We start from the raw sequence: 25,420 nt of genomic DNA, 5'->3' as shown, positions 1-25,420 counted from the left end.
GTCCGCCGCCGGGCCGAGCCGGGCCCGCGGGAGGCGGCCGGCATCCTCACCGCCCTGCGCGAGGACCGCGAGGAAACGGCCTCCCGCCGACCCGCGCCCGGTCGGGGCGGGGGGGCCCCCCGCCCGGGGAACACCTGCCGCCGCCCGAGTGGGGGCCGCACTCCGGTACATGCCCCCACATGCCCTGTGAGCTGCGCGAACACCCTCCCGACCGGTCACCCGCCGTCACCCGACCGGCCCCGTCTGCCGCGAGATCCGCGGCGAGCGGGGGCAGGGTGGGTGCATGTGGTACCCACGACTTGTGCTGGGCGCCGCCCTTCTGCCGCTGGCGCTGCTGGCGGCGCGGGACGTTCCCGCCCACCTCCTCGAACCCCCGGGACCGGAGACCGCCGGTCCCGCCACCGCCTACACCGCGCCACGGCCCGCGGTCGTCAGCCGGAAGGCCTGGCGCGCCGACGAGAGCATGGTCAGGGAGGAGGCCAGCTACACGGGCCCGGTGAGCGCCGTCTTCGTCCACCACACCGGCCACCCCAACGGCTACGACTGCTCGGAGGTCCCGGAGCTGCTGCGTGCCCTGGAGACGGACCACGTCGAGGGCCAGGGATGGGACGACATCGGATACAACTTCGTCGTGGACAGGTGCGGGACCATCTACGAGGGGCGGGGCGGCGGCATCGGACGTCCGGTGTACGGCGCGCACACCAAGGGCTTCAACCGCAACAGCGTCGGTGTGGCGGCGCTGGGCACCTTCGGGGCGGGGCAGGAGGTGCCGCGCGCGGTGATCGACGCGATCGCCGCGGTCGCGGCGTGGAAGCTGCGGCCCGGTGCCGATCCGGAGGGCAGGGTGCGGCTGGTCTCGACGAACGACGAGAGCCGCTACGGCAAGGGCGAGGCGGCGGCGTTCGACGTCATCGCGGGCCACCGGGACAGCCACCAGACCGACTGTCCCGGCCAGGCGCTGTACGACCGGCTGCCGGAGATCCGCGCGGAGGCCACCCGCCTGCGCGCCCTCGACCCCTGACGGCGCCGGCGGCCCCGGGTACGCGGCGCGGCCGCGGGGCCGCCGGGTGCGCGCCTCACTCCTTCCCGGTCCTCTGCCCGTCGCTCCCCGGATCCGCCGCCGGTGCCCGGGCGGAGGAAGCCGCCGCGTACGGGGCCTGCGCGGGCGGGACCGCGGCCTGGGCGGAGGGTGCCACACCTGGCTGCGGGCCCTGCTGTGCCTTCTCCAGGAACCGCAGCAGTTCGACGGGGAAGGGCAGGACCAGGGTGGAGTTCTTCTCGGCGGCGACCGCCACCACCGTCTGCAGAAGCCGCAACTGTAGCGCGGACGGCGTGTCGGCCATCTGCTGCGCGGCCTCCGCCAGCTTCTTCGACGCCTGGAACTCCGCGTCGGCGTTGATGACGCGGGCCCGCCGGTCGCGGGCGGCCTCGGCCTGGCGGGCCATCGACCGCTTCATCGTCTCCGGCAGGGAGACGTCCTTGATCTCCACCCGGTCGACGTGGACGCCCCAGCCCACGGCCGGGCTGTCGATCATCAGCTCCAGGCCCTGGTTGAGTTTCTCCCGGTTGGACAGCAGATCGTCCAGATCGCTCTTGCCGATGATGGAGCGCAGCGAGGTCTGCGCCATCTGGGAGACCGCGAAGCGGTAGTCCTCCACCCGTACGACCGCGTCGACGGGGTCGACCACCTTGAAGTACACGACCGCGTCGACCCGGACGGTCACGTTGTCCCTGCTGATGCCCTCCTGGGCGGGCACCGGCAAGGTCACGATCTGCAGGTTGACCTTGCGCATCCGGTCGACAAACGGAACGATCATGGTGAAGCCCGGCGGGCGTACGTCCTTCATGACCCGCCCGAGCCGGAAGACCACCCCGCGTTCGTACTGTTTGACCACACGGGCCGCCAGTGCGACGTAGACGGCGCAGACGCAGAGCAGAACGATCCCCGCCGCCGCGAGTCCCTGGAGCATCGCAGACACCTACTGTCCATGGGCTGGGCTGTTTCCCCCGTCCGGTTCGCCTTGTATTTACCATAGCTCCGTATGAGTGACAGAGGGAGTCCCGCTCAGCGGGTGCCGACCGCGCCGGACACGGCGTCGCCGTCGGAGGAGGGCGGGTGGTCGACGAACCTCCGCTCAACCTCGGCCCGCTCGGCCTCCGACGGGTCGCTGTCGAGGGAGTCGAGCAGCGCGTCGCGCGCCGGACTGCCCTCGGGCCGCACCAGTCCGACGGCGAGGTACAGCGCCAGCGAGGTGAGGACCGGCAGGCCGACGCTCACGGTCTGGCTCGCGCCCTCCACGCCCCAGTAGAGATAAGCCCAGACCGTCAGGCCGCCCGCCCAGGAGACGAGCGCCGCGCGCGGCCCGTGACGCCGGAACCAGGGCAGCAGGCCCAGCATCAGCGGAATGGAGATCGGCCCCATGGTGGCGGCGACGACGCTCACCACGACCGTCATGATGAAGCCGTCCGGGTCGGCGAGGAGGGCGATGCCCATGCTGAACGTGACGAAGGCGACCGTGGTGATCCGGGCGAACAGCAGTTGTCCGGCCTCCGTCAGGCGCCGCACGCGCGGGACGACCACCGGGGCGAGATCGCGGGTGATGACGGCGGTGATGACGTTGGAGTCGGAGGCCACCATGGCCATGGTGTGGGAGAAGAAGCCGGCCAGGAGCAGCCCGATCAGACCGGCGGGCAGCAGCTCCTGGGCGAGCATGATGTACGACCTCTCGCCGTCGTCCAGGCCGGGGACGACGAGCGGGGCGGCGATCATCGGGACGAAGAGGATGAACGGCCACACGATCCACAGGAAGCTGGAGAGCAGCGCGGATCTCCTGGCCCGGGAGCCGGAGGGCGCGGCCATGTAGCGCTGCGCCAGGTTCCACATGCCGCCGTTGTACTCGAAGGTCTTCACCAGCAGGAACGCCATGATCAGCCCGGTCGTGACGGGGCCGTTGACCGGGTCGCCGCGGCCGGCCGGGAGGTCGTCCCACATCGTCCAGAGCGTGGCCACCCCGTCGAGGTGGGCGAAGAGCGCGAAGAGCATCGCGAACCCGGCGACGGCCTGGATGACGAACTGGCCGAAGTCGGTGAGGACGTCGGCCCACAGGCCGCCGAAGGCCATGTAGAGCATGGTGCAGGCGCCGGTCAGGGCGATGCCCCACACCAGCGGGATGTCCGCGAACCCCTGGAGCAGCAGGGCGATGGCGACCCACTTCGCGGCGATGTCCACCACCTTGAGCGCGGTGCCGCTGTAGGCGAGGACCTGCTGGGTGGGCAGGTCGTAGCGGACGGCGAGATAGGCGAGCGGGGAGTTGACGCCGTGCCTGGCGCGCAGCCGGTTCCAGCGCGCGGCGAAGAGGAAGGCGCCGACGCCGATGCCCAGTCCGATGGTGAGGGGCCACCAGAAGTAGACGGTGACACCGTGGTCGTACGCGACCGCGGCGAAGGTCACGAACATGATCGCGCTGTAGCCGGACATGTGGTGCGATATCCCGGAGAGCCACCACGGGATACGGCCGCGGGCCGTGAAGAAGTCGGCGATGGTGTGGATGCGTCTCCTCGACCACAGGCCGATGCCCACCATCACGAGGAAGTACGCGCCCAGCACGGTCCAGTCCAGTGCGGCCATGACGGCTCCTTAGTTCATAGATGTGAACAGCTGTCAACTCTATGAATGCGTGCCGTCACAGTAGGAGTGCCATCACGGGCCGTCAATACGTGTGAACGAAGGGATGGAGATGAGCCGGGGGAGCCGTGGCACCTCGCTTGGTGTTCATGCATATGCATGACGTTCCATCCAATGGTGTGAGTCTGCCAGTGTGGGGCCCGACCGGGCCCCACACAGGCAGACTCACACCAGCAGGGCGCGCCCGCGTTCCATCAGGGCGGACAGCTCCTTGACGTGCGCGCCGTCCGGCTCGCTCAGCGGGGGCCGCACGCCGCCCACGTCCAGGCCGCGCAGGCGCACTCCGGCCTTGACCAGTGAGACCGCGTAACCGCGGCCCTTGTTCCGCAGTTCCACCAGGGGGCGGTAGAAGCCGTCGAGGAGGCGGCGCACGGTGGCGTCGTCGCCCCCGGTGAAGGCGCGGTGGAAGGCGACGGCGATCTCCGGCGCGAAGCAGAAGGCGGCGGAGGAGTAGAGACCGACCCCGATGCCCCGGTAGGCGGGGCAGGTGAGTTCGGCGGTGGGCAGTCCGTTGAAGTACAGGAACTCGCGGCCGGGTTCCGCGGTACGCACCGCGCTGACGATCCGCTGCATCAGGTCGAGGTCGCCGACGCCGTCCTTCAGGCCGGCGATCCCGGGGTGGCGTGCGAGTTCGGCCACGGTGGCCGGAGCCAGGACGGCGTTGTCCCGCTGGTAGACGATGACGTCCAGCCCGGTCGAGCCGGCGAGGGCGGTGTAGTGGGCCAGCAGCCCCTCCTGGTCCGGCACGACCAGGTAGGGGGGCATGGCCAGGAGTCCGTCGGCGCCCGCCTCCTCCGCGGCGCGGGCGTACCGCGTGGCGAGGGCGGTGCCGTAGCCGGTACCGGCGACCACCGGCACCCGTCCCGCCGCCTCCGCCACCGCCGCGGAGACGCACGCGCCGTACTCCTCGGGGGTCAGGGCGTGGAACTCGCCGGTGCCGCAGCAGGCGAAGACGGCGCCGGCGCCGGCGTCGATGCCGCCGCGCACATGTGCGCGGAACACGTCGGTGTCGAGGGCGCCGTCCGGTCCGTACGCGGTGACGGGGAAGAAGAGCAGGCCGTCGAGCCGGGCGGAGAGAGGGGATGTGGTCACGGCACTCCCTGGTGTCGCGGGCTGGTGGATGATGTACACATCTACGATCGCTGTCCATATTCGTGAACATGATTACGGTAAGACAGTGGTTCGCCGCGGTCAAGGCGGCCGCCCCTCGGGAAAGTTCCGCCCGAGAAGAGGCGTGAGAAAGCGCTTTCCCATATGCTTGACGACGTTGAGGGGAGTCCTTACTGTCTCCACAGTTGTGAATGACGTTCAGTGAACCGCTCCTGTGTCGAGCCTGTTCCGGCGCGTGCGCGCCGGCCGTCCCACCGCACCGAGGAGACAGCCCATGCCCGCCCCCCAGACCGTCCTGCTCACCGGTGCCGCGGGCGGCCTCGGCACCCTGATGCGGGGCCTGCTCCCCTCCTACGGCTACACCCTCCGGCTCCTCGACGTCGCCCCCGTCGAGCCGCTCCCCGGGGCGGAGGAGCGGTCCGAGGAGACGATCACCGCCGACCTCGCGGACCGGGCCGCGCTGCGCGAGGCCGTGCGGGGCGTGGACGCCGTCGTCCATCTCGCCGGGATCTCCCTGGAGGCCCCCTTCGAGAAGATCGTGCGGGCGAACATCGAAGGCGCCTACAACCTCTACGAGGCGGTCCGCGAGGAGGGTGTCGGACGGGTCGTCTCGGCCTCCTCCAACCACGCCGTCGGCTACACGCCCTGCCCGCGCGAGGGCGATCCGCTGATCCCGGTGGACACCCCGCGCCGCCCCGACACCTTCTACGGGCTGTCCAAGTGCTTCGGCGAGGACCTGGCCCAGCTCTACTGGGACCGGCACGGCGTCGAGACCGTCTCCGTCCGCATCGGTTCCTGCTTTCCCGAGCCCACGACGGTGCGGATGCTCTCGGTCTGGATGAGCCCCGCCGACGGGGCCCGGCTGCTGCACGCCGCCCTGACCGCCGAGGGCGTCGGGCACACCGTCGTCTACGGCTCCTCCGCCAACACCCGGCTGTGGTGGGACCTCTCCTCGGCACGGGCGCTGGGGTACGAGCCGCGCGACGACTCCGAACCGTACGCGGCCGGGCTCATCGCCGAGCAGGGCGAACTCGACCCGGACAGGCCGGAACACGCGTGCCTGGGCGGCCACTTCACCACCGCCCCGCCGCTCTGGCCGCACTGACCCGCCGCTCCACCGCCCCTCCCGCCCCGGCGGCCTCAGCCGAAGTCGTCGAACACGGCCTGCAGCGCCTGCTCGTCGGCCTCCTCCGGCCCGGGTCCGCCCCGGCCGGAGTGCGGCACCTGTTCGGCCCACACCGCCTTGCCCGTCCGCATGTGGCGAACTCCCCTGTTCCTGGCGCGCCGCGCCACCGGGAACAGGCCCCGCCCGCCCTCCTCGGTCACCCCGGCACGCCGGATGCGCGGGGAGGAGTTGCTGCGGCCGGACACCTCGCGGATCAGGGAGGCGCCGCGCCGCAGCCGCACCGGCAAGGCCGCCCTGACCGGGCGGGAGTCCGACTCCAGATCGCTCTCGACGGGCAGCGCCGGGCGCTCCTGGTCGATGCCGAACAGGCGCGACCGCTGCCAGGAGGCGAGGATCTCCGCACGCACCTCGGGAGCGGGCGGTCGCTCGTCGCGACCGCCCCCCCGCGGGCATCGGGAAGTAATTCACCAAAAAGGAATAGTGGTGCGAAAAGAGCGGCCGCTCATGTCAGTGCGCGTACGCCGGCCGCCCCCGTGCGCGTTCCCGCGACCGGCGTCGGCGGTGTGTGATGCTGGCGGGACCATGCCGGTCGGACGGCGTGCGACGACCTGCAGTGATGTGCCGAGGAGGGCGACCCATGTCGAAGCCACCGCTTCCCGAAGAGGCCGTGACCATGCTGGAGAAGGCCAATCCGGCCGTCATCACCACTCTGCGCTCGGACGGCCAGCCGGTGTCCACCGCCACCTGGTACCTGTGGGACGGGGGCCGTGTGCTGGTCAACATGGACGAGGCCCGCAAACGGCTGCGGCACGTGCGCGACGACCCCCGTGTCACCCTCACCGTGCTCGACGAGGGCAACTGGTACACACACGTCAGCCTCATCGGCCGTGTCACCGAGATCCACGACGACCCGGAGCTCGCCGACATCGACCGGCTGGCCCGCCACTATCTGGGCGAACCGTATCCGCGGCGGGACCGCCGCCGCGTCAGTGCCTGGATCGAGATCGACCGCTGGCACGGCTGGGGCTCCCTGAAGGACAGCGACCAGCCGGGATGAGGCCTTTGGCCGGGCACCCGCGCCTCGAGGCCCGGCCGGGGCGGCCGCGAGCGGGCAGGAGTGTTCTTCTCCGTCCGGGGCACCGGTCGATGACAGCCCGGTTCGGTTGTTCCAGGAGGCACCGTGACGGAAACCGTCGTTCTCATCCTCGGCCTGGTGGTCGCGCCCATCGCCGCCCTCGCCCTGCTCACCTGGGGACTGAACGGCGCCGTGTGGCTGCTGGACCGCTTCGCCGGCCGGAGGCGGCCGGTGGCGCGGACCGTGCGGTGGCGGGCGCCGCGGACGGACCCGGGCGGCGGCGTCGGCACCCTTCCCCGCTGACTTCCCACCGGTCCCCGCGCTGACCCTGCCGGGGTATGGGCGGGTGAATCGGGCATGGCATCCGGCCCGCCCGGTCACACGTCGGAACATGAACGACTCACCGAGCACACCCCCCGCCGCCGACCCGGCGGACGAGCAGGCCGTCCGGCGCCTGGTACCGGTCTGGCTGAAGGAGTCCGCCGGCCATGACGCCGAGGCGGCCGGGCGGGCCCGGCGGGAGTGGGAACAGGACCGCCTGTCCTCCGACGCCGCCAGGGAGTTGGCCGCCTGGGTCACGGCCCGGGTCACCGACACCGGGTTCAACCAGGACGAGGGGCCTTCCAGGCCGGGGCCCGCGCACGTCAGCGTGGCCGACAAGGCCGCGGTCCACCGGTGGCTCGCCGCCCGGGGGCACGACGTGTGAGGCGGCGCCGGGCTCCCGGAGCGGGGCGGCGGCTCAGGTCCAGGTGTACTTGTCCCCGCCCACCCACCGCACGGTGGCCGGGTCGTCCAGGTCCACCGGGCTCAGCCCTGCGTCGTACGCCAGCCGGACCACGTCGGTGATGTCGTGGGCGAGACCGACCGTCCCGTCACCGAGCTGGACCGTGCGGAACGGCCGGTCCCCGTGTGTCACGCCCCAGACGATGATCGGGGGCTGCGACGGCTTCTCGTCGGTCACGCCTTCCATCGTGGACCGGTGCGGCCCTTCCCGCACCCCGGCCCTGCCTGTGGTCCGGGGCCGGGGTGCGGAGCGGGGTGGGCCGGCCGGATCAGCCGGACCGGCCCTTGATCAGTGCCCGGTGGGACTCCTGCAGGCCCTCGGGCAGGTCTCCGGGCGCGAACCACCTCGCCTCCAGGACCTCGAAAGGATCGACCTCGAGGGCGCCGCCGGCGAGCCGGGCCTCGTAGGCGACCTCCGCCCGCAGCCGGTACCCGCTGGTGAGACGGACGAGTTCGCCCACGTGCACGTCCAGCCCGGTCTCCTCGCGCACCTCGCGGACGACCGTCTCCTGGAAGGTCTCGCCCTTCTTCGCATAACCCGTCGGCAGGCCCCACGGACGGTCCTCCCGCCACATGCGGTGCCGCAGCAGGAGCACGTTGCCGTCCGCGTCGCGTACGACGCCGGTGACGCCCACCATGAACTTCGGGTTGGCCAGCCACAGCAGGCGCCACTGCAGCGGGCCACCGATGCGGTGCCAGATCCGGGCGACGATCCTCTTCACGGCCTCTTCTCCTTCGGCAGGCGCGGCACGGGCCGTCCTCCGCGCCGCACCGGTGCGGAAGGCGCCGCCGCCCACGATGGCGCATCCGACGCCCCCGCGCGGGAGGAAACCGGGACGGGCCGGTGCGCGCCACCCGCCGGCGGCGGAGACAGGCAGGCCGGCGGGGCGGCGGCGGGGGGACGGCCGGCGGGCGCGCGGCCTGCCCGTGCTCCGGTCCCGGTGTCAGGCGCGGAAGTCGTCCGGCCGCTCCGGGGACGCCTCGGCCAGTGCGGCGGCGACCTCCTCGGCGCCGGCCCGCAGTCCGTACACGGGTGTGCCGGGCTGCTGGCGCCAGGAGTCGTCGATGCCGCCCGCGTCGACGGTGTCGAAGCCCATCTCCTCGATGAGGGCCCGCACACGGCGTTTGGCGTCCTCGTCGTCCCCGGCCACCGGCAGGGCCATGCGCTCCGGGTCGCCCGCGGGGCGCGGCCTGTCGACGATGTCCTGGGCGTAGGTGTCGTTGAAGGCCTTGACGACCGGGTGGCCGATCTGCCGCTCGGTCCAGCGGCTCTCGGTCAGCCCCTCGTCCTCGATGGCGTCGATCCGGCCGTCGCGCTGCCGCGGGTAGTAGTTGCCCGTGTCGATGACGGCCACTTCGGGGACGGCCCCGTCGAGCAGCCCGGAGGGCAGGTCGGGCACGGCCTTCAGCGGGACGGTGACCACCACGACCTCCGCACCGCGCGCCGCCTCGGAGGCCGTGACGGGGGCGGCTCCGGTCTCCTCGGCCAGCGCGGTGAGGGTGTGCGGTCCGCGCGAGTTCGCCACCGACACCTCGTGACCGAGCGCGGTCAGCCGCCGGGTCAGATTGCCGCCGATGTTGCCTGCGCCGATGATGCCGATCTTCATCGCTTGCCCTTTCGCGTCCGTCGGTCCGGGGCGGTCGTCGGCCGCCCCGCGCCGGCCCGGCGAGGGCCGGGCGTCTTCCCGCGCAACGCCGCCGCCAGGGACATCTGTTCCCCGGCTCACCGCGCCTCCCGTCCGGCGTCGGCCGCGCAAGAGCGTGCGTGTGCGCCTGCTTGCTTCCTCCGTCCCTGTCCCGCTCTCCGGACGGAGGAGCCCGCACGGGCCGGTGCGAGGGAGGGCGGCGGGGCCGTCCGCCGGCCGTCCGTCGTGCTACAGGGCGGCCGCCAGGCGGGTGCCCTGGTCGATCGCGCGCTTGGCGTCGAGCTCGGCGGCGATGTCGGCGCCGCCGATGAGATGGGCCTTGACGCCACGCCCGGCCAGCTCGTCGTACAGGTCGCGCCGGGGCTCCTGCCCGGTGCACAGCACCACGGTGTCCACCGGCAGCACCCTGGGCTGTCCGTCGACGGTGAGGTGCAGGCCCTCGTCGTCGATGCGCTCGTAGGTGACGCCGGGGAGCATGGTGACGCCGCGTTCCCTGAGCTCGGTGCGGTGGATCCAGCCGGTGGTCCTGCCCAGGCCCGCGCCGACCTTGCTCGCCTTGCGCTGGAGCAGGTGGACGGTGCGCCCGCCGGTGGGGTGGGCGGGCTCGGTCAGACCGCCGGGGGAGCGGTACTCGGCATCGACGCCCCAGCGGGTGAGGAACGCCTCCGTCGTCTCCGGCCCGCCGGGCCCGCCGTCCGCCCCCGGGTGGGTGAGGTAGGCGGCGACGTCGAAGCCGATGCCGCCCGCGCCCAGGATCGCGACGCGCCGGCCGACGGGCCTGCGGCCGTGGAGGACGTCGAGGTAGCCCACCACGCTCGGGTGGTCGATGCCGGGGATCCCGGGAACGCGGGGGGTGACGCCGGTGGCCAGGACGATCTCGTCGTGGCCGGCGTCCGCGAGCTGCCCGGCGGTGACCTCGGCGCCCAGACGCCGCTCGACGCCGAGGGCGTCGAGCCGGTGGCGGTAGTAGCGCAGGGTCTCGTCGAACTCCTGCTTGCCGGGGACGCGGCGGGCGGTGTTGAGCTGCCCGCCGATCTCGGGGGCGGCGTCGTACAGGGTGACGGTGTGGCCGCGCTCGGCCGCGGAGACGGCGAAGGCGAGACCGGCCGGTCCGGCGCCGACCACCGCGATGTCCTTGACCCGGCGGGCGGGCTCCAGGACGAGCTCGGTCTCGTGGCAGGCCCGCGGGTTGACCAGGCAGGAGGTGATCTTGAGGCTGAAGGTGTGGTCGAGGCAGGCCTGGTTGCAGCCGATGCAGGTGTTGATCGCCCCGGGCGTTCCGGCGGCGGCCTTGGCGACGAAGTCGGCGTCGGCGAGCATGGGGCGGGCCAGGGAGACCATGTCGGCGTCGCCGCCGGCGAGGATCCGCTCGGCCAGCTCGGGGTTGTTGATGCGGTTGCAGGTGACCAGCGGGACGGAGACGGACCCCATCAGCCTGCGGGTGACCCAGGTGTAGGCGCCTCGGGGCACGGAGGCGGCGATGGTGGGGATGCGCGCCTCGTGCCAGCCGATGCCGGTGTTGATGATGGTGGCGCCCGCGGCCTCGACGGCGCGGGCGAGTTCGACGACCTCGGGGAAGGTGGAACCGCCGGGCACCAGGTCGAGCATGGACAGCCGGTAGACGATGATGAAGTCCTCGCCGACGCGCTCGCGGACCCGGCGCACGATCTCGACGGGGAAGCGCATGCGGTTGGTGTACGAGCCGCCCCAGCGGTCGGTGCGGTGGTTGGTGGCGGAGGCGGTGAACTCGTTGATCAGGTAGCCCTCGGAGCCCATGATCTCCACGCCGTCGTAGCCCGCGGACCGGGCGAGGGCGGCGCAGTGGGCGAAGTCCTCGATGGTCCGCTCGACCTCGGCGTCGGTGAGTTCGCGTGGGGTGTGCGGGCTGATCGGTGCCTTCAGCGGGCTTGGGGCGACGAGGTCGGGGTGGTAGGCGTAGCGGCCGAAGTGGAGGATCTGCATCGCGATGCGGCCGCCCTCGGCGTGGACGGCGTCGGTGACGGCACGGTGGCGCCCGGCCTCCTCCTCGGTGGTGAGCATGGCGCCGCCGGGATAGGGGCGTCCGGTCTCGTTGGGGGCTATGCCGCCGGTGACGATCAGGCCGACGCCGCCGCGGGCGCGCTCCGCGTAGAAGGCGGCCATCCGGGAGAAGCCGTCGGGGGCCTCCTCCAGTCCGACGTGCATCGAGCCCATGAGGACCCGGTTGGGCAGGGTGGTGAAGCCCAGATCCAGCGGCCGGAGCAGATGAGGGTAGGCGGTCATGCGGTCGGTCTCCCGGTTCGGTGCGGGTGAGGGCGGGGCGGAACGGTGGGACGGCTGGGCGAGACGGGGCGTGGCGGCCGGACGGGCCGGCGGTCAGGCGCCGGCGGCCTCGCGCGAGATCCGCTCGAACCGCGTGCCCATGGCCTCGGCGAGCGCCCGGGCGGCGGACAGCGGGCGGACCATGACGGTGAGGTCGTCGATCCTGCCGTCCTCGTCGAAGTGCAGGAAGTCGCAGCCCTGGATCCGCCGGCCGCCGACGGTGGCGGTGAAGACGAGGGCGTGGTCCCGGCCGTCCGGGCCGGAGAACTCACGGGTGTAGGCGAAGTCCTGGAGGACCCGCATCACACCGCGCAGGATCGCCGCGGTGATCGCCCTGCCCTCGTAGGGCCTGAACGCGACGGGGCTGGTGAAGACGACGTCCTCGGCCAGCAGGTCCGCCAGGGCCTGCTCGTCGCGGGCCTCCACGGCACGCCGGAAGGAGTTCATGCCGACCACCTCGATAGCCAAAAAGTTTACTAGGTGCGTTGGAGAGTAAATCCTGGCGGGGAGTCTGTCCACACCGGGCCGAAACCGCGCCCGCCTGCGCGGAAACCGGCGGGAGCAGTCGATTTGTCGGCGGGTCGCCCCCGTGCTCCAATACGGGGATGGCTCTGCGCAACGCGGTGATGGCAGCCCTACTGGAAGGCGAGGCATCGGGCTGGGACCTGGCCAAGGGGTTCGACTCCTCGGTCGCCGACTTCTGGACGGCCACGCCCCAGCAGCTCTACCGCGAACTCGAGCGCATGGAGCGGGAAGGACTCGTCGCCGCCCGTGTCGTCCAGCAGGAACGCCGGCCCAACAAACGGCTGTTCTCCCTGACCGAGGCGGGGCACGCCGCACTGCGCGACTACACCGCGGCCCCCCTCGCCCGGCCCACCGTCATCCGCGACGAACTGCTGGTGAAGGTTCAGAGCGCCGACGCGGGCGACATCGAGGGCGTCCGGGCCGCCGTGGAGACGCAACTGGAGTGGTCGACGGCCAAACTGGCCCGTTACGAGCGGGGGCGCGCCAAGCTGCTGGACGGACGCACGGAGGAGGAGTACTTCGCACGGGCCAGGCGTGTGGGCCCCTACCTCACACTGCTGCGCGGCATCGCGTTCGAACGCGAGAACCTGCAGTGGTGCGAGACCGCCCTGAGGGTCCTGCGGCGGCGCGGTGCCGCAGCGGGCGCCGACGAGCGCGGGGACGCGGTGGAGGCGTCCGGCAGCCGGCGGTGAGCGGCCCCGCGCCCGCCGGCCGGGGCCCGGACTACGTTTCCGAGCCCACCGCGCCGCCGGGCACCAGATCCGGATGCGCCTCCAGCAGCCGCTCGGGAGCCGCCTGCCGCCAGGAGTCGACGAGGATGTCCCGCAGCTCGGCGAGGTCCTCCAACGCGGCCAGCCTGACCCGCACCCACGCCGAGGACGCCTCGTGGGGCGGCACCCAGAACTTCTCCGGCTCGGCCGCGATCAGCTCGGTGCGCTCAAGGCGCGGACAGCGCACGGCGACGGAGGTCTCGTCGTCGGGGACGGTGATGTACATCTTCCCGGCCACCCGGAAGGTGGGCATGCTCCACGCCTCCTTCTCCACGGTCTCCGGGAGGGACAGCGCGATACGCCGGACGTCGTCTGAATCGATCACGGCGACACCGTAGCCGCGCCCACCGACACGGCGGGACCGTACCGGGCGCCCCGCCCTCTCAGGAGGGCCGGGACGCGGCCCGGGAGAGGAAGGCGTCCCGGTCCAGGAAGACCAGCCGGGCCCGCTTGTGCGGCAGCTCGATCTCGGGGCCGAGGACGAAACCGGTCCGCAGCAGCCGGGAGACCGCCTTCTCGTTGCGGGCGTCGGGTTCGGCGACGATCCGCCTGCGGCCGGGGTCCTCGGCCAGCAGACGGGTCAGGAAGACGGTCAGCAGGGTATCGGTGAAGCCCGGCCGCGCCCCGCCGTCCGCAGGGCCCACCATCAGATGGAGGCCGAAGTCCCCCGGCCGCACCTCGTAGTACTCACCGACCGGGTCGGCGCCCGGCTCGTAGGTCTGGAAGAGGGCGGCCGGCCGGTCGTCGAGGTGGATCAGGTAGGCGTGGTGCGTGGACAGGGAGTCCAGGTGCTCGTAGATCTCCAGGACCTGCTCGTGGGTGTGGCCGAGCATCCCCCAGAAGCGGGCCCGCTCCCGGGTCACCCAGTCGTGCAGCAGATCGACGTCGCGCGCGGGGTCCACGGGGACGACGCGGACCGTGCCGAAGCCCTCGACGCGGGCCTCGTGCACTGCTTCGCGGCGCCGGGGGGCCGAGGGCGTGGAGGGGGCGGAGGCGCCGGGGGGCGCGGCCGGGTCGGTCACTTCTCTCCTCGGTCGGAGGCTGCGGACGGTACGGATGGTACCGGTGGCGCGGCGGACTCCTCGGTGAGCTCGTCCCAGTCGGTGACCACCGGGACGAGCTCGCAGCGCGCCCACAGCGGGAGCTGGTCACGGTGGTGCGGGTCCCCGGGCACGCCCGAGGCGCCCAGTGGCACCACCCAGGTGCTGTCCTCGCGGCGGGCGAGGTCCCACACGTAGCGGGCGGCGGAGGCTCGGGTGCTGAGGTCGGTGACCCCGGGCACGCTGGAGGTGGCCAGCACGCAGTCGTGGTCGCCGTCCAGGGCAGGCCAGGGCTCACCGGGATCGGCCGGCAGCGCCTGCCAGGGCGCGAGCCGGTGGGTGTCGCCCCACCGCGCCGGCGGGCCCTGTGAGGCGGCCCCGCGCGCCGCCACCTCCTCGACGGCGGCCCGTACGGCCCCGGTCCGGTCCGCCAGCGGCAGACGGTCCGTGGTCAGCAGGTGCTCCAGGGCGTATCCGACGCGGGGCAGGAGCGCGAGCCAGGGCCGGAAGACCTCCGGGGCGTGCGGCGGGTCCGCCAGCGGCCGCAGCAGCGGATGCTGCGCCAGCAGCCGCACCGTCGCGGTGCGGACGGCGGCGAAGGCGGCGGCGCCGGCGCTGTCGGCGTCCATACGGCGGTCCCAGCCCAGCAGCCGTTCCCGCAGCCGCCGGGCGTTGGGCCCCAGTTCCCCGGGGCCGGTGCGCGCCAGCAGGTCCAGCAGGGGCGCGGCCGAGGCCAGCAGGGTGTCGCGGTGAACGGCAGCCATGTCCTTCGCGGACCACACGGCCCGCTCCGCCAGCAGTTCCCGGATGCGCCCGGCCCGGTGCGGCGGCGCGAACTCCACACCGAAAGGCCCGGCGATCCCCCGCTGGTTGGCCATGACCACGACGCCCTCGACGCGTTCGCGCGGCATCGGCCCGTGCCGGGCCCGCCAGGCGTACCGGGGCTCCCAGGCGGGCACGACCCTCGTGCGGTTGTCCGGATGGCGCACGGGGACGGCGCCCGCCACCCGGTGCAGCGTCCCGCCCGCGGTGTCGGCGGCCAGGACGACGTTGACCGGCTCCACCCAGCCGTCCAGGGCCCGGTCGATGTCGGCGACGCTCCGGGCCCGCAACAGGGCGGGAAGCACGCCGAAACCGAGGTCGGCGCCCGCACGCGAGGGGTGGCGCAGGGAGAGCGCGCCGAAGGCGTCCGGGACGTGGGAGCCCGGATCCGCCCAGGCCGCCGCCTCGTCGCCGTCGGCGATGACGGGACCGCGTTCGGTCTCGATCACCTCGACCGCCACGGGCTCGCCGCCGGCCACCTCGATCGTCTCGATACGGCGCTCGGCGGGCCGCCATCCGTCCGGGCCCAGCGCCTCCACCCGCTCCCCGCCCGGCCCGGTGCGCCGCAGCCGCTCGCGGTAGAGGTCCTGGTAGTCGGCCATGGCGTTGGTGATGGCCCAGGCCACATGGCCGGCGTGGCCGAAGTGGGCGATGCCGGGGACACCGGGGACGGCGAGGCCGACGACGTCGAACTCCGGGCAGGCCAGCCGGATCTGCTGGTAGACGCCCGGGGCCTCGATGAACCGGTGGGGGTCGCCCGCGACGATCGCCGAGCCCGTGGCGGTGCGCTCCGCCGGGACGAGCCAGCCGTTGCTGCCGGAGGTGCCGGGCCCGTCGGTGGCGAACACCCCGACCCACTCGGGCCCCAGGCGGCGGGCGACGGCGTCGCGCCAGAGTTTGGCCGGGAAACCCGCGAACAGGATGTGCGCCGACAGCCAGACGCCCATCGGCGTCCACGGCCGCCAGCGGCCGGGGAGGAGGCCGGTGGCGGCGAACTCCGGTGCCCGGGCGGCCCCTTCCGCCAGCCCGTCGTTGACTCCGCCGACGTAGGAGCGGACCCAGGCGGCGGTGCCGGGATCCTCGCGCTCCAGGGCCTCCATGCACCGCCGGGCGGTGTCGTCCAGCCGCACCCGCCGCGCGAACCGGTCCCAGGAGACGGCCTCCGCGCCGAGGAACGACGCGGTGGTGCCCTGCGAGCGGTGCCGCTCGACCTCGAGCTGCCAGGCGCGGTCCGCCGCAGCGTTGCGGCCCTGGGCGTACGCCAGCTCCTGCGCGCCGTCCGCGCGCAGGTGCGGCACGCCCCAGGCGTCCCGGTAGACCTTCACGGCCATGTGTCAGCTCTCCTTCCCGTGGGAGGGACGCGGCTTTGCCGCCGTACCCCGTACGGTGGGCCGCCCGGCGCGGCCCAGCAGCAGGCCGGCCGCGCAGCCGCCGGCGAGGACCGCCGCGGCGCCGGCCAGCTGCCCGGTCCGCAGGCCGGAGGCGAACGCCTCGGCGACCGCGGCCAGACCGGCCTCGCCGGAGACCCGGGCCAGCGCGGCGGGCAGCGACTCGGCGTTGCCCGCCGAGTCCGGCAGCAGGGCCGCGAACCGGGAGGCCAGGACGGCACCCAGGACGGCGACGCCCAGACCGGCGCCCATCTCGGTGAGGGTGCCGTTGACACCGGCCCCCGCGCCCGCCTTCTCCTTGGGGATCGAGCTCATGACGGCCTCGGCGATGGCCGGGTTGGCACAGCCGCAGCCCGCTCCCATCAGCACCAGGCCGGACAGGATCCCGCCATAGTCCCCGCCGCCGACGAGGGCGACGACCGCGAGACCGGCCGCCATCACGGCCATGCCCGAGGCGATCATCACCGGCAGGCCGAAGCGCGCGATCAGCCGCGCGGAGACGCCGGTGAAGTTCACCAGCACCACCGTCAGCGCGAAGGGCGCCACGGCCAGACCCGCCTGGAGCGGGCTGTCGCCGCGGACGAACTGGAACTGCTGCGTGAGCAGGTACAGGGCGCCGCCGCTGCCGAAGGTGATCAGCACGACACCCGTCACCGCCCCGGTGAAGCGGCGGCTGCGGAACAGGGCCGGATCCAGCATCGGGTGCTCGGTGCGCCGCTCCCAGCGCAGGAAGGCCGCCAGCACGGCGGCTCCCAGCACGGCCGGCACCAGGATCCGCGGAGAGGCCCAGCCCTCCTCCGGGCCGGTGATGACGGCGTAGACCACGCAGGTCATGCCGGTGACGGAGAGCACCAGGCCCGGCAGGTCCAGGCGACCGCCGCGCGGGTCGCGGCTCTCGGGGACGAGGACCGCGACGGCGACCAGCCCGAGAAGCACCACCGGGATGTTGATCAGGAAAACCGCGCCCCACCAGAAGTGGCTGAGCACCAGACCACCGACCACCGGACCGGAGGCGAAGCCGAGGGCGTTGACGGCGCCCCACAGGCCGATGGCCTTCGGCCGCTCGCTCGCGTCGAAGACCTGCATGACGACGGCGAGGGTGGTCGTCAGCAGCAGCGCCGCGCCCACGCCCATGCCCGCGCGGGCCGCGATGAGCTGGGCGGAGGAGGAGGCCAGTCCCGCGGCCAGCGAGCCGGCCCCGAACAGGGCCAGCCCGGTCAGCAGCATCCGCTTGCGTCCGTAGCGGTCGGCGGCGTTGCCCGCCGCGAGCAGCAGACCCGCCTGCACCAGGGCGTAGGCGTTGATCATCCACTGCACGTCCGCGGTGGACGCGTCCAGCTCACCGGTCAGCGACGGGATCGCCACGTTGAGCACGGTGTTGTCGAGCACCACGACGAGTTCGGCCAGGCAGACCACGGCCAGGATCGCCCAGCGGGCGGGGTGTCCGCCGGGCGGTCCGGCCTCCGCCGTGCCGGGTTCCTGGCCGGGCGCCGGGCCGGCGCCGGCGGCCGGGTCGGTGGTCACCACGGTGTGTCAGGCCCTCCCCGGGGCGTAGGGGGCGATGGGGTTCTTCAGGCTGCCGACGAGCTGGAGTGCTCCGGAGGGGTCCGCCAGGTCCACCATCTGCCGGTTGTCGCGCAGCTGGAGCCGGTTGAGGCAGGACAGTGCGAACTCCTCGGCGAAGATGTCGTACCGCTCGAACCGCCCGGCCAGCTCCGGCACGGACTCCTGGTAGCGGATCACCGCCTCGGCGACCGTGCGCCAGAAGGCGTCCTCGGTCAGTACGCCCCGGTCGGCGAGGATCGCGCCGAGGTGGCGCAGGAAGCAGTCGAAGACGTCGGTGAGGATGGCCAGCAGCCGCATGTCCTCGGGTGTCTCGGCGCGGACGCGCTCGACCTCGGGGGGCAGTTCCACGCCGGAGTCCATCACGACGATCTCCTCGGCGATGTCCTTGAACACCGCCCGCGCCACCGCGTCGTCCTCCAGGACGAGGATGACGTTCTCGCCGTGCGGCATGTACGCCAGGTCGTAGGCGTAGAAGCTGTGGAGCAGCGGGGCGAGGTAGGCGTCCAGGTAGCGGCCCAGCCAGGCCTCGGGGGTGAGGCCGGAGCGCTCGATCAGCGCGGCGGCCAGCGAGCCCCCTGCCGCGTCGGTGTGGAGCAGGGAGGCCATGGTGGCCAGGCGCTGCCCCTCCTCCAGGGCGGGGACGGGGCTCTCGCGCCACAGGGCCGCGAGCATCTTGCGGTAGGGCGAGTAGCGGTCGGTGGCGGCCTCGTAGCCGGGGTGGCGGTAGCCGACGGCGGCGCGCTCCCGGATGATCTCCAGTCCGGTGGCACGCAGGACGGGGTCCTTGGCGACCAGGTCGGCCAGCCAGTCGTTGATGGCGGGGGTGGCCTCCATGTAGGCCGCCGACAGGCCCCGCATGAAACCCATGTTGAGCACGGACAGGGCCGTCTTGACGTAGTGCTTGTCCGGCGCGGAGGTGTTGAAGAAGGTGCGGATGGACTGCTGCGCCAGGTACTCGTCCTCGCCCTCGCCCACCAGCACGATCCGGCGCTGGGCGACCTCGGCGGAGAAGGTCACGGCGAGCTTGTTCCACCACTGCCAGGGGTGGACGGGGATCAGCAGGTACTCCGCCGGGTCCAGGTCCTGACCGCGCAGGACGGAGTCGAACCGGTCGAGGGCGGCCTGCCCGAGCTCGGCGCGCAGCAGCGTGTGGTAGCCGGTGTCGGCCGAGCAGGTGAAGGTGGTGTGGTCACGGTGGGCGGCCACCCACAGCAGCCGCACCGGGGCCGCGGCCTCGGGCGCGTAGGCCAGGTACTCGTGGATCCCGAAGCCGAGGCGGCCGTTGTTGGCGACGAAGCAGGGATGACCCTCGGTCATACCGGTCTCGATCGCCTGGAAGCCGGCGCCGGCCAGCTCGGCGGCGGTGACCGGCTCCTTCGCCAGTTTGTACGCGGTGCTCGCCAGGGTGGAGCTGATCTCCTCCAGGTAGACGGGCAGTATCTCGTCGCTCAGGCCCAGGGCGCCGCGGAACTCGGTGAAGAACGCGAAGGCGTCCAGGGGTAGTTCGGCGCCGCCGCGGTGGCGGGTGATGCTGTCGGCGTCGATCTGCCAGTGGTCGAGCGCCATCAGGCGGGCCGTGAAGCGGTACTCGGTCCCCTCCCGGCCGTCCCCGTCCTCGCCGCCGGTGACGGCGTAGCGCCCGCCGCCCAGCTCGGCGGGGGCCAGCAGGCGCTCGTGGGAGAACTCCGACAGGGCCTTGCGCAGCAGCAGCCGTACGGCGGTGTCCCAGTTGCCGGGGGTCAGATGGGCCACGGCCCGCTGTGGACCGGACTGCGGGCCGGGATACGGGCCGGGGTGCGGTACGGCGCGGGGGGAGTCGGTGGTCACAGGGCGGCTCCTCGCATGGCGGCCTCGAAGCTCTCGCGGGTGCAGAAGCTCAGCAGGGCCTCCTTCTCCGGCTTGGCGATCGTGCCGGCGACCTCGAAACCGACGGCGGCGTTGAGGGCGTGCACGGCGGTGTTGCGGGCGTCGGGCTCGACGACCACACGGCGGGTGGCCGGGGCGTCGAAGAGCATCTCCATCACCGTGGTGATGACGGCGAGGGTGAACCCGTGGACCGGGGTGCCGGACGGCGCGGTGAGGAAGTGCATCCCGACATCGCCCGCCCGGTGGTCGTACAGCCCGGCCAGCTCCACGTGGGCGGGGTCGTAGCGCTCGACGAGGAAGGCGGGACTGCCGCGGTGCAGACCCAGGAAGGCGTCGTGGTGCGGGTGTTCGGCGATCCGCCGGTACTCGTCGGCCACCTGCCGCTCGTCGGCGTCCTGCATCATCCAGTACACGGCCTTGGGGTGGGTCACCCAGGAGTGCAGCAGGGGCGCGTCGGCGGCGGGGTCGAGGGCGACCACGGAGAATCCCCCCAGTCCGGGGTCCTCGCGGTGGAACAGGACGTCGCTCACGCGATGCCCCCCTCGGGTGCGCCGAAGTCCTGGAAGGTGATGGACCTCTCGACGGGGTAGACCTCGCGGCCGAGGATCTCGCGGATGATCCAGGAGTTGCGGTACGGGCCCATGCCCAGGTCCGGCGAGGTGACGCTGTGGGCGTGGACGGCGCCGTTCTGCAGGAAGACGCCGCGGCCGGTGACATCGACGCTGTAGTTGCGGGCCACGTCGAAGCGGCCCGATGAGTCGAAGCGGAGGCGGTCGCCGATCCCGTCCAGGAAGGCGGGGACGCGGTGGCGGTAGCCGGTGGCCAGGACCAGTCCCTCGGTGGTGAGGGTGAACTCCTCGTCCTGCTCGACCTGGTGCAGCCCGAGGGTGTAGGAGCCGCTCGCCTCGTCGTGGGAGGCGGAGGTCAGCGCTGTGTTGGTCAGCAGCCGGGTGGGGACGGGACCGGCGGCGCTCTTGGCGTACAGCAGGTCGAAGATGTCGTTGATCAGGGCCTCGTTGATGCCCTTGAACAGACCCTTCTGCTCGCCCTCCAGTCGGTGCCGGGTGGTCTCGGGCAGGGCGTGGAAGTAGTCGATGTAGTCGGGGGAGGTCATCTCCAGGGTCAGCTTGGTGTACTCCAGCGGGAAGAACCGCGGGGAGCGGGTGACCCAGTTCAGGCGGTAGCCGTGGGTGTCGATCTCCGAGAGCAGGTCGTGGTAGATCTCGGCGGCGCTCTGCCCGCTGCCCACGACCGTGATGCTTTTCTTGGCCTGGAGCGCCTTCCTGTGCTCCAGGTAGCGGGAGTTGTGGATCACGTCGCCGCCCAGCCCCTCGCAGGACTCGGGGACGTACGGCGGGGTACCGGTGCCCAGCACCAGGTGGCGGGCGCGGTGTTCGCCGAGTTCGCCGGTGGAGGTGTCGCGGGCGGTGACGGTGTACAGGCCCTCGGTCTCGTCGTGGGAGACGGCTGTGACCTCGCGGCCGAAGCGGACGCAGGACAGCCGGCCGGCGGCCCAGCGGCAGTAGGCGTTGTACTCGGCGCGCAGCGGATAGAAGCTCTCGCGGATGTAGAACTGGTACAGGCGCCCGGACTGCTTGAGGTAGTTGAGGAAGGAGTAGGGGGAGGTGGGGTCGGCCATGGTCACCAGGTCGGCCATGAAGGGCGTCTGCAGGGTGACGCCGTCCAGCAGCATGCCGGGGTGCCAGTCGAACTCCGGGCGGCTCTCCAGGAAGAGCCCGTCGAGGTCGTCGACCGGTTCCGTCAGACAGGCCAGCCCCAGGTTGAAGGGGCCCAGTCCGATGGCTATGAAGTCGTGAGGGGTGGACACGTCGTCTCCGTGGGTCTGGTGGATCCGGTGGTTCATGCGGCCGGTGAGCCGTCCGGGCGGGCGGCGGAGGAGGCCAGGTGTTCCTGGGCGTGCCCGGCGATCAGGTCGAGGACGGCGCGGATGTCGTCCGTCGTCGTCTCCGGGTTGAGCAGGGTGAACTTCAGGTGGTGGCGGCCGTCGACCACCGTTCCGGCGACCACGGCCTCGCCGGAGGCGGCCAGGGCCTCGCGGGCGTGCAGGTTGGCCAGGTCCACGGCCGTCTCGTCGGCGCGGCCTGCGCCTGCGCCGGTGTCCGTGCCGGGGGTGTAGCGGAAGACCAGGGTGGAGAGCGTCGGCCTGGTGACGACGGTGAAACGGGGATCGTCCTCCAGGATCCGCCAGGTGTCGGCGGCCAGATCCACCACCTGGTCGAAGAGCGTGCCGACGGCGTCGGCGCCCATGATGCGCAGGGTCAGCCACAGCTTGAGCGCGTCGAAGCGCCGGGTCGTCTGGAGGGACTTGTCGACCTGGTTGGGGATGAGCTTCTCGGCGCTGCGGGCCGGGTTGAGGTAGTCGGCGTGGTACGTGGCGTGCCGCAGGGTGGCGCCGTCGCGGACGAGGACGGCACTGGAACTGACCGGCTGGAAGAAGGACTTGTGGTAGTCGACGGTGACCGAGTCGGCCCGCTCGATGCCGCTCAGCAGATGGCGGCGCGTGGGCGAGGCCAGCAGTCCGCAGCCGTAGGCGGCGTCGACGTGGAACCAGGTCCCGGCCTCCTGGCACAGCTCGGCGATCTCGGGCAGGGGGTCGATGGAGCCGAAGTCGGTGGTGCCGGCGGTGGCGGAGACCGCCATCACCGTCAGGCCCTCCTCCCGGCAGCGGCGCAGCTCGCGGGCGAGGGCGTCGGTACGCATCCGGCGGTCGCCGTCGCAGGGGACGCAGATGACCGACTCCGGCTCCAGACCGAGGAGTTTGGCGGCCTTCAGCACGGAGAAGTGGCCGGCCTCGGAGGTCAGGACGCGCAGTTTCGGCAGCATCCGGGAGACCGGCGGCGGGGTGGAGGAGTTCTTCCGCAGCAGCCGGAGGGCCTCCTCGCGGGCCAGCAGCAGCGCCTGGAGGTTGGACTGGGTGCCGCCGCTGGTGAAGATGCCGTCGGCGGCACGGCCCAGGCCGATGCGTTCGGCGGTCCAGTCGATGAGCCGGCGCTCCATCAGGGTGCCGCCGGCGCTCTGGTCCCAGGTGTCCAGGGAGGAGTTGACGGCGGAGAGGACGGCCTCGCCGAGGAGGGCGGGAAGCACCACCGGGCAGTTGAGGTGGGCGAGGTAGCGGGGGTGGTGGAAGTAGACCGCGTCGCGGAGGTAGACGCGCTCCAGTTCGTCGAGGGCGGCGGCCGGGTCGCCCAGGGGGCGGTCGAGGTCGATGCCGTCCACCACCGGGGCCAGTTCGCCGGGGGTGACGCCGGTGAACGGGCGGCTGGTTCCGGCGACCGTCCGGGCGACCCGTGCCACGCCGTCGGAGACCAGCCGCCGGTAGTACTCGGCGGTGGAGTCGTTCAGCAGATGGGAACGGGGGGCGCCGCCGACGGGGCCGGCCGTGTCGACAGGAGCGAGAGGGGAGGCGGATCCCTGGGGGCTCACGCGCGGGTCCTCCGAATCGGGGGAGCGGGAAACTTAGGTAAGGCTATCCTAACTTACTTTGATCATGTGAGAGCCCCTCGTACCGCGGGTGGTACGTGGGGCTCTGTGCGGGTTCGACCCCGTGTCAGGCGGCGCCGGCGAGCGCCTCGGCGCGCAGTTCCTCCTCCGAGGCGCCCATTCGCCAGTACCCGGAGAAGGCCACCCGGCCGCGGTCGAAGCCTCGTTCGGACACCAGGTGGCGGCGCAGCGCACGCACCGCGGCGGCCTCACCCGCCAGCCACGCGTACGCGCCGTCCCGCGCCTCCTCGGGCAGCACGGCCTCGCGTACGGCGTCCACCACCGCGCCGTGCCGCCGGAAGTCCTCCCGGACCAGCCAGGTGACCTCCGCGTCGGCCGCGGTGGGCAGCGGCCGCACGTCCCCCGCCCGGGGTACCTCGACCCACGCCCGCGTCCGGACACCGGCGGGCAGCCAGGCCAGGATCCCGGCGAGGGCGGGCAGCGCCGTCTCGTCGGCGGCGAGCAGTACCCGGTCCGTGCCGGCGGGAGGGCGGAAGCCGACGCTCCTGTTCTCCGCGGTGACCGGGCCCAGCAGGCGGACCCGGTCACCGGGCCGGGCGCGCCGGGCCCAGCGGGTCGCGGGACCGGTGTCGCCGTGCAGGACGAAGTCGACGTCCACCTCACCCGTCTTCGGGCGCTGCGCGGCCACGGTGTAGGAGCGCATGACCGCGCGCACCGCCGGATCCATCGCCCGCCAGGCCGCGAACCAGCCGTCGCCCAGCTCCACCGGGACGACGGGCTCCCTCTGGCCGGGCTGAGGCAGGAAGAGCGAGAAGCTCTGGTCCCTCCCGCCGCCCGCGAACCGCCCGAGCCCCTCCCCGCCGAAGGTGATCCGGACCAGGGACGGCCCCAGCCGCGCGGTGCGCACGACCGAGGCCTCGAAGAAGCCGAAGGGCGAGGCCGGGCGCGCGGCGGGTGCCCGGCGGGGCGCCGGCAGCCGGTGAGTCGCGGCAGAGGCGGCGGGAGGGGCGACGGGGGTGGCGGTGCGCGGTGTCATCTGCGGGCTCTCCTTCTCGGAGGTTGCTGTCCTGCGCGGTCTCGGGGCGGCCCGGCTCAGCCGAGCTTCTCGGCCTTGGTGATGGCGTCGGCGAGGTTCTCCATCAGCGGGGCGGCACCCTGGTAGGAGAAGCGCGGTACCGGGTCCCACTCGGCGACCTGGCCGGCCTTCACCGCCGGGAGCGCCTCCCAGGTCGGCTTGGACCTCAGGTCCTTCGGCTGCAGGGCGGTGCTGCGGTTGTCCAGGATGATGAGGTCGGCCTCGTACTGCCCGGCGTTCTCCCAGCTGAGGCTCTCGAAGTAGCCGCCGCTGGCCTTGACGTCGTCGGGGATGACGAAGTCGACGCCCAGTTCGGCGAAGTACTTCAGGTCGGCCGCGGGCGCGGGGGTGGAGACGTAGAAGTAGTCGGCGCTGCCGGAGGCGGCCAGTACCCGCAGCCCGCCGCCGGCCTTGGCGGCCCTGCGGAGCTTCTCGGCCGCCGCCTCGAAACGCGCCTTGCCGTCGGTGACCTGCTCGGACTTCAGGTCGGCGCCCAGGGACTCGGCCAGGGCGGCGTAGCGCTGGATCGGCTGGAGCAGGGAGACCTCGGCGGTCTGGACGGCGACGCTGGGGGCCAGCTTGAGGATCTTGTCCGAGCTCTCCTCCGGCACGTACCACAGCGAGCTGGAGTCGTACTGGTGCGTGACCAGCAGCTCGGGGCTGAGCGCGGCGTACTTCTCGATGTCGAATTCGCCCCAGGCGTTGCCGATGACCTCGATCTTCTTCACGTCCAGGTCGCCGGCCTGCGGGTGGGCCGAGCCGTCCTCCAGGACCGTCTCGCCGAAGACGCCGACGATCCGGTCCTTCAGGCCGAAGTCGGCCAGGGCGGCGGCGGTGCCGGTGAAGGCGACGATGCGCTCGGGGGTCTTGCCGGCGGTGACCTTCTTCTTGCGGTCGTCGGTGAACGACCAGGGGCCGCCGTCCTTCTGCGAGGTCCTGTCCGACGTCTGCGAACCGCCGTCGTCCCCGCAGGCCGCGAGCAGGGCACCCAGACCGAGGGCGCCTCCCGCCGCGAGGATGCCCCGGCGGGAGAGGTTGGCGGTTCTTGCGTAGGACATGACGGGGCCTTTCTGGCAAACGCACGGGTATGCGGCGGGTGTTCTGCTGCCCGGCCGCGGCTGTTAGGTTAACCTAACCAAAGTTCGAGCCCAAGGGGGTGGTCGCCGATCTCCCCCGGCAC

At 72.7% G+C, this 25,420-nt stretch carries 25 protein-coding genes; 6 read left to right on the top strand and 19 right to left on the bottom strand.

From position 1 onward, the window contains the following. The first annotated feature begins 283 nt into the window (after nucleotides 1-283). Nucleotides 284-1,021, top strand: coding sequence for a peptidoglycan recognition protein family protein (locus AC2CJA_RS02615; protein ID WP_484600996.1), 738 nt, complete (start codon nucleotides 284-286; stop codon nucleotides 1,019-1,021). Between the two features lie 55 nt (nucleotides 1,022-1,076). On the opposite strand, the gene AC2CJA_RS02610 is transcribed toward AC2CJA_RS02615, so the two are convergent. The 3 genes from AC2CJA_RS02610 to AC2CJA_RS02600 all read right to left on the bottom strand — a co-directional run bounded on the left by AC2CJA_RS02610 (nucleotide 1,077) and on the right by AC2CJA_RS02600 (nucleotide 4,777). After that, complete coding sequence (locus AC2CJA_RS02610; protein ID WP_484600995.1) at nucleotides 1,077-1,970, bottom strand: slipin family protein; 894 nt, start codon at nucleotides 1,968-1,970, stop codon at nucleotides 1,077-1,079. A gap of 95 nt (nucleotides 1,971-2,065) precedes the next feature. After that, entirely contained in the window at nucleotides 2,066-3,628 is a 1,563-nt protein-coding gene (locus tag AC2CJA_RS02605) for a sodium:solute symporter family protein (RefSeq protein WP_484600994.1), read from the bottom strand. Between the two features lie 222 nt (nucleotides 3,629-3,850). Beyond that, nucleotides 3,851-4,777, bottom strand: coding sequence for a 5-dehydro-4-deoxyglucarate dehydratase (locus AC2CJA_RS02600; RefSeq protein WP_484600993.1), 927 nt, complete (start codon nucleotides 4,775-4,777; stop codon nucleotides 3,851-3,853). Nucleotides 4,778-5,069: 292 nt separating this feature from the next. Between AC2CJA_RS02600 and AC2CJA_RS02595 the strand changes: the two genes are divergently transcribed. Beyond that, nucleotides 5,070-5,900: an NAD-dependent epimerase/dehydratase family protein gene (locus tag AC2CJA_RS02595; protein WP_484600992.1), complete on the top strand. Its 831-nt coding sequence runs from the start codon at nucleotides 5,070-5,072 to the stop codon at nucleotides 5,898-5,900. Nucleotides 5,901-5,935: 35 nt separating this feature from the next. Here the strand turns inward: AC2CJA_RS02595 and AC2CJA_RS02590 are convergent, their stop codons facing one another. After that, on the bottom strand, nucleotides 5,936-6,328 hold the full coding sequence (locus AC2CJA_RS02590) for a hypothetical protein (protein WP_484600991.1): 393 nt from the start codon (nucleotides 6,326-6,328) through the stop codon (nucleotides 5,936-5,938). Between the two features lie 230 nt (nucleotides 6,329-6,558). Between AC2CJA_RS02590 and AC2CJA_RS02585 the strand changes: the two genes are divergently transcribed. The 3 genes from AC2CJA_RS02585 to AC2CJA_RS02575 all read left to right on the top strand — a co-directional run bounded on the left by AC2CJA_RS02585 (nucleotide 6,559) and on the right by AC2CJA_RS02575 (nucleotide 7,702). Next, the gene (locus AC2CJA_RS02585; RefSeq protein WP_484600990.1) at nucleotides 6,559-6,978 is read left to right on the top strand and encodes a PPOX class F420-dependent oxidoreductase; all 420 of its coding nucleotides are present in this window, start codon (nucleotides 6,559-6,561) and stop codon (nucleotides 6,976-6,978) included. 123 nt (nucleotides 6,979-7,101) lie between these two features. After that, a complete protein-coding gene (locus AC2CJA_RS02580; protein ID WP_484600989.1) occupies nucleotides 7,102-7,299 on the top strand; it encodes a hypothetical protein in 198 nt (65 codons plus the stop codon). An 88-nt stretch (nucleotides 7,300-7,387) separates the two neighbouring features. After that, complete coding sequence (locus AC2CJA_RS02575) at nucleotides 7,388-7,702, top strand: hypothetical protein (RefSeq protein WP_484600988.1); 315 nt, start codon at nucleotides 7,388-7,390, stop codon at nucleotides 7,700-7,702. 33 nt (nucleotides 7,703-7,735) lie between these two features. Here the strand turns inward: AC2CJA_RS02575 and AC2CJA_RS02570 are convergent, their stop codons facing one another. From AC2CJA_RS02570 to AC2CJA_RS02550, 5 genes are all read right to left on the bottom strand, one after another. After that, nucleotides 7,736-7,966 (bottom strand): hypothetical protein, encoded by a 231-nt coding sequence (locus AC2CJA_RS02570; protein WP_237882721.1) that lies wholly within the window; start codon nucleotides 7,964-7,966, stop codon nucleotides 7,736-7,738. An 82-nt stretch (nucleotides 7,967-8,048) separates the two neighbouring features. Continuing rightward, nucleotides 8,049-8,501: an NUDIX domain-containing protein gene (locus AC2CJA_RS02565; RefSeq protein ID WP_484600986.1), complete on the bottom strand. Its 453-nt coding sequence runs from the start codon at nucleotides 8,499-8,501 to the stop codon at nucleotides 8,049-8,051. Between the two features lie 222 nt (nucleotides 8,502-8,723). Then, nucleotides 8,724-9,386 (bottom strand): NADPH-dependent F420 reductase, encoded by a 663-nt coding sequence (locus AC2CJA_RS02560; RefSeq protein ID WP_484600985.1) that lies wholly within the window; start codon nucleotides 9,384-9,386, stop codon nucleotides 8,724-8,726. Between the two features lie 267 nt (nucleotides 9,387-9,653). Further along, on the bottom strand, nucleotides 9,654-11,687 hold the full coding sequence (locus tag AC2CJA_RS02555; protein WP_484600984.1) for an oxidoreductase: 2,034 nt from the start codon (nucleotides 11,685-11,687) through the stop codon (nucleotides 9,654-9,656). Nucleotides 11,688-11,780: 93 nt separating this feature from the next. Then, the gene (locus AC2CJA_RS02550; RefSeq protein ID WP_484601001.1) at nucleotides 11,781-12,173 is read right to left on the bottom strand and encodes a nuclear transport factor 2 family protein; all 393 of its coding nucleotides are present in this window, start codon (nucleotides 12,171-12,173) and stop codon (nucleotides 11,781-11,783) included. Nucleotides 12,174-12,331: 158 nt separating this feature from the next. On the opposite strand from AC2CJA_RS02550, the gene AC2CJA_RS02545 reads away from it, so the two are divergent. Further along, nucleotides 12,332-12,943, top strand: coding sequence for a PadR family transcriptional regulator (locus tag AC2CJA_RS02545; protein ID WP_484600983.1), 612 nt, complete (start codon nucleotides 12,332-12,334; stop codon nucleotides 12,941-12,943). Between the two features lie 31 nt (nucleotides 12,944-12,974). Here AC2CJA_RS02545 and AC2CJA_RS02540 read toward each other — a convergent pair whose 3' ends face one another. The 10 genes from AC2CJA_RS02540 to AC2CJA_RS02495 form a co-directional block, all read right to left on the bottom strand. Continuing rightward, nucleotides 12,975-13,346 (bottom strand): MmcQ/YjbR family DNA-binding protein, encoded by a 372-nt coding sequence (locus tag AC2CJA_RS02540; protein WP_484600982.1) that lies wholly within the window; start codon nucleotides 13,344-13,346, stop codon nucleotides 12,975-12,977. Between the two features lie 58 nt (nucleotides 13,347-13,404). Beyond that, nucleotides 13,405-14,043 (bottom strand): GNAT family N-acetyltransferase, encoded by a 639-nt coding sequence (locus AC2CJA_RS02535; RefSeq protein WP_484600981.1) that lies wholly within the window; start codon nucleotides 14,041-14,043, stop codon nucleotides 13,405-13,407. Next, on the bottom strand, nucleotides 14,040-16,214 hold the full coding sequence (locus AC2CJA_RS02530) for a penicillin acylase family protein (RefSeq protein WP_484600980.1): 2,175 nt from the start codon (nucleotides 16,212-16,214) through the stop codon (nucleotides 14,040-14,042). Before AC2CJA_RS02530 ends, AC2CJA_RS02535 begins: the two co-directional genes overlap by 4 nt. Nucleotides 16,215-16,217: 3 nt before the next feature. Then, on the bottom strand, nucleotides 16,218-17,795 hold the full coding sequence (locus AC2CJA_RS02525) for a DHA2 family efflux MFS transporter permease subunit (protein ID WP_484601000.1): 1,578 nt from the start codon (nucleotides 17,793-17,795) through the stop codon (nucleotides 16,218-16,220). A gap of 9 nt (nucleotides 17,796-17,804) precedes the next feature. Then, a complete protein-coding gene (locus AC2CJA_RS02520; RefSeq protein WP_484600999.1) occupies nucleotides 17,805-19,589 on the bottom strand; it encodes an IucA/IucC family protein in 1,785 nt (594 codons plus the stop codon). A 71-nt stretch (nucleotides 19,590-19,660) separates the two neighbouring features. Further along, a complete protein-coding gene (locus tag AC2CJA_RS02515) occupies nucleotides 19,661-20,233 on the bottom strand; it encodes a GNAT family N-acetyltransferase (protein WP_484600979.1) in 573 nt (190 codons plus the stop codon). After that, nucleotides 20,230-21,567, bottom strand: coding sequence for a lysine N(6)-hydroxylase/L-ornithine N(5)-oxygenase family protein (locus AC2CJA_RS02510; protein WP_484600978.1), 1,338 nt, complete (start codon nucleotides 21,565-21,567; stop codon nucleotides 20,230-20,232). The genes AC2CJA_RS02515 and AC2CJA_RS02510 overlap by 4 nt, the downstream gene beginning before the upstream one ends. Then, a complete protein-coding gene (locus tag AC2CJA_RS02505) occupies nucleotides 21,564-23,069 on the bottom strand; it encodes a pyridoxal phosphate-dependent decarboxylase family protein (protein ID WP_484600998.1) in 1,506 nt (501 codons plus the stop codon). Before AC2CJA_RS02505 ends, AC2CJA_RS02510 begins: the two co-directional genes overlap by 4 nt. 202 nt (nucleotides 23,070-23,271) lie before the next feature. Next, entirely contained in the window at nucleotides 23,272-24,201 is a 930-nt protein-coding gene (locus AC2CJA_RS02500; RefSeq protein ID WP_484600977.1) for a siderophore-interacting protein, read from the bottom strand. A gap of 56 nt (nucleotides 24,202-24,257) precedes the next feature. After that, on the bottom strand, nucleotides 24,258-25,298 hold the full coding sequence (locus AC2CJA_RS02495) for an ABC transporter substrate-binding protein (protein ID WP_484600976.1): 1,041 nt from the start codon (nucleotides 25,296-25,298) through the stop codon (nucleotides 24,258-24,260). Between the last annotated feature and the right edge of the window lie 122 nt (nucleotides 25,299-25,420).

The sequence above is a fragment of the Streptomyces sp. ATLC9 genome, from assembly GCF_057196705.1.
The sequence above is the reverse complement of the archived record's forward strand: the minus strand, read 5'-3'. Positions and strand labels throughout refer to the sequence as shown.